Annotated in this window: 3 protein-coding genes; 1 reads left to right on the top strand and 2 read right to left on the bottom strand. The window is 74.1% G+C overall.

Annotation, left to right across the window (positions count from 1 at the left end; genetic code table 11):
* The first annotated feature begins 281 nt into the window (after window positions 1–281).
* Window positions 282–857, top strand: a complete 576-nt coding sequence (locus ACFU99_RS37745; RefSeq protein WP_384401437.1) for a MarR family winged helix-turn-helix transcriptional regulator — start codon at window positions 282–284, stop codon at window positions 855–857.
* Window positions 858–886: 29 nt separating this feature from the next.
* Here ACFU99_RS37745 and ACFU99_RS37740 read toward each other — a convergent pair whose 3' ends face one another.
* Together ACFU99_RS37740 and ACFU99_RS37735 are read right to left on the bottom strand one after the other, a co-directional pair.
* Complete coding sequence (locus ACFU99_RS37740) at window positions 887–1,648, bottom strand: gamma-glutamyl-gamma-aminobutyrate hydrolase family protein (RefSeq protein ID WP_384401434.1); 762 nt, start codon at window positions 1,646–1,648, stop codon at window positions 887–889.
* A complete protein-coding gene (locus ACFU99_RS37735; protein ID WP_384401432.1) occupies window positions 1,645–3,192 on the bottom strand; it encodes an aldehyde dehydrogenase in 1,548 nt (515 codons plus the stop codon). Before ACFU99_RS37735 ends, ACFU99_RS37740 begins: the two co-directional genes overlap by 4 nt.
* Between the last annotated feature and the right edge of the window lie 293 nt (window positions 3,193–3,485).

The following is a 3,485-nucleotide window of genomic DNA, read 5'->3' as shown; positions in this document are numbered from 1 at the left end:
GGACGGGCGGCCGGGGCTCGGTGTGCTGGTTCATGGGGAACGACTCCCTTGCGCGAGATGGTGGTTCGGGGACGGACCGGCGGGCGCGCCGGGGCAGGGCGAAGGCGGCGGATCAGGACAGAGGGGGAGAACGGGACCGCGCGGACGGCGCGGGTTATCGTTTGAGTCCGTAAGGGTCGCGAACGGCAACGGCCGTACGGGAGCGGACGCGACCCGGCGGCGATGTGCCGGGGGCCCGGCGGGGTTCGCGGGAGGCGGCGAGAGATGCGGGAGAACACGACGTGACGGTGCACCGTTCGATCCGGGAGACCGAGAAGGCCGTACAGGCCAAGCTGGGCGACACGCCGATCCGGCACGAGCAGATGGTCGCGGTGGCGAACATCTACCGCGCCGCCGCGGCGGTCCGCCAGCACTTCGAGAACTCCGTGCTGCGCGGGGCCGAACTGACCTGGACCTCGTTCGTCGTGCTGTGGGTCGTATGGATCTGGGGCGAGATGGAGACCCGCCACGTGGCGGAGGAGGCGGGCATCTCCAAGGGCACCCTGACGGGCGTCTCCCGCACCCTCCAGAACCGCGGCCTGCTCGAACGCAGCGGCCACCCCTCCGACGGACGCCTGGTGCTGCTGCGGCTGACGGACAAGGGCGAGGAGCTGATGGCCGAGGTCTTCCCCGCCTTCAACGCCGAGGAGGTCTTCGTCGCCGAGCGGCTCACCGACAAGGAGTGCGGCACACTCGCCGACCTGCTGCGGAAGATCGTGACGCAGACGGAGGAGCACGGCGAGGAGCGGCGCCTCGCCCTCCTCGACGGAGCCGACCCGCGCCCGCGGCGCAGCGGGCGGCGGCCTGCGCGGGGCTGAGCGGCTCGGCTCGGCCCCCGGCCCGCCCGTCAGGGCTGCCTCCCGGCGGCAGCGGCAGCGGTGGGCAGGTGGTCGCGGGAGGCCGCGACCAAGGCGTCGAACAGGCCCTGTTGGGCGGGGTCCGTGAGGGCCGTGTCCTCGGGGTGCCACTGGATCGCCGCGAACCAGGCGCGGCGGCCCGGCAGTTCGAGGGCCTCCACCGTGCCGTCCTCGGCGCGGCCGGTGACCGTGAGGCCCTCGCCCAGCCGGTCCGCGCACTGGTGGTGATAACACGACACCTCTACCTCCCGGGCGTTCATCGCCGACGCCACTACCGAACCCGCCGTCAGTGCGACCCGGTGCACGCGGTGCCGGTGGTCGGCCCGCTCGCCGCCCATGTCCTGGCGGAGCGTCCCGCCCAGCGCGACATTGACGACCTGGAGCCCGCGGCATACGGCCAGCAGCGGCAGCCCGCCCGCCAGCGCGTGCCGCGCCACCGCGAAGTCGAAGGCGTCCTGCTCCGCGTCCACGTCGTAGACCCGGTCGTGCACCTCGGCCCCGGAGTCGTACAGGTGCGGCGCCACGTCGCCGCCGCCCGGCAGCAGCACGCCGTCGCAGCGGGCCAGCCGCTCGGCGGCCTCCTCCGGCGGGCCGGGGTGCATCATGAACGGCTCGCCGCCCGCGCGCAGCACGGCCGCCGACAGCGCCCGCGCGGTCACCACGGCTCCGTACCGCAGCGCCGACGCCGAGGCGGAGAAGCGCTGGGGGAGCGCGATGAGAGGGCGGGGACGACCGCCGTCCGCGGCGGTCACCACTGGATCCAGACGGTCTTGAGTTCGGTGTACTTCTCCAGCGCGTGCACGGACTTGTCCCGCCCGTTGCCCGACTGCTTGTAGCCGCCGAAGGGTACCGAAAGGTCGCCCTCCTCGTAGCAGTTGACCCAGACCGTGCCCGCGCGCAGGGCGCGCGAGAGGCGGTGGGCGGTGCCGAGGTCCGCGGTCCACAGCCCCGCGGCGAGGCCGTACTCGGTGTCGTTGGCCAGCGCCACCGCCTCCTCCTCCGTGTCGAAGGCGAGAACGGACAGCACCGGGCCGAAGATCTCTTCCCGCGCGAGGCGCATGTCCGGCGTCACCCGGTCGAAGACCGTCGGCGCCAGATAACTGCCGCCCGGTACGCGCTCCAGGCGGACGCCGCCCGTACGCAGCGCCGCACCCGCCTCCTGCCCCGCCCGTACATGCCCGAGCACCGCCTCGGCCCTGGCCTCGCCCGCCACCGCGCCCATCTCCGTCGCCGGGTCCAGCGGGTCGCCGACGCGCAGCGCGCGGGCGCGCTCGACGACCGTGTCCACGACCTGCTCCGCGATCGAGGAGTGCACCAGCAGCCGGGAGGGGGCCGTGCACATCTCGCCCTGGTTGAAGAAGATCCCCCAGGCGGCGGTGGCGGCCGCGGCCGCCAGATCGGGCGCGTCGGGCAGCACGATGTTCGGCGACTTGCCGCCGAGCTCCAGCCAGACGCGTTTGAGGTTGGAGTCGGCGGCGTAGCGCAGGAAGTGGCGCCCCACGGCCGTCGAGCCGGTGAAGGCGAGGACGTCCACGTCCGGGTGCAGGCCGAGGGCGCGCCCCGCCGTGGGCCCGTCGCCCGCGACGACGTTGAGCACGCCCGGCGGCAGCCCCGACTCGTCCGCGAGCCGGCCGAGGAGCAGCGCGGACAGCGGGGTCAGCTCGGACGGCTTGAGCACGGCCGTACAGCCGGCGGCGAGGGCGGGGGCGAGCTTCCAGGCGGCGAGCGAGAGGGGGAAGTTCCAGGGGACGACCGCGCCGACGACGCCGGAGGGCTCACGGGTGACGAGCGCGAGCGCGCCGGGGTCCGTGTGCGGGGACTCGTCGCGCAGCTTGTCCGCGAGCTGCCCGTACCAGCGGAACGTGGCGATGACGGCGCGCAGCTCGATCCCGTACGCCTCGCCGACCGGCTTGCCGTTCTCCAGGCTGATGGCCAGGGCGAGTTCGCTCCGGTGCTCTTCGAGCAGGTCGGCGAGGCGGAGCAGGGCCCGGCCGCGGTCGGCGGGGGACAGGCGGGGCCAGGGGCCGGTGTCGAAGGCGCGGCGGGCGGCGGCCACCGCGCGGTCGACCTCCCGCTCCCCGGCGTCCGCGACGACCGCCAACTCGCGGCCGTCGCGCGGGGAGACGACGCGGAACGACGCGCCCGAGCCGTCCTCGTCCGTGCCCGCGACGCGGTGGCGGGTGGGCGGAGTCCACCGCTCCGCCCGGCGCAGCCACGCGCCGTGGCCGTCGGCGTGCTGGTCGTCGGCGTGCCCGTTGTCATGCGCCTCGTCTGGTCGCTCGTCGCTGTCCGGCATAGGCGATCTCTCCTGTGTCCGCTGCGTCTTGTGGGTCTGCTGGGTCTTGTGTGCCGGGCGCGTGCGCCTCCGGCATGATGTTTGGGGCCAAATGATAGCCGCGAGCCGCCGCCGGGGAAGAGGGTTGACCGCCTCGAAGAGGGTCGCTTATTTTGTTTGGGCTCAAACGATTTGGTCGCAAACGAATTGGAGGCTGCGATGGCTCCCCCCGCGCCCGCACCAGGGCCCCCGGCGCGTCAGACGGCCCCGCCGCCGTCGGAGTACCGGGACCGCCCGCCCACCGCCACGGTGGC

Source organism: Streptomyces sp. NPDC057654 (genome assembly GCF_042800135.1).
Lineage (GTDB): Bacteria > Actinomycetota > Actinomycetes > Streptomycetales > Streptomycetaceae > Streptomyces.
Note: the sequence above shows the minus strand (reverse complement) of the source record. Positions and strands in the feature narration are given on the sequence as shown.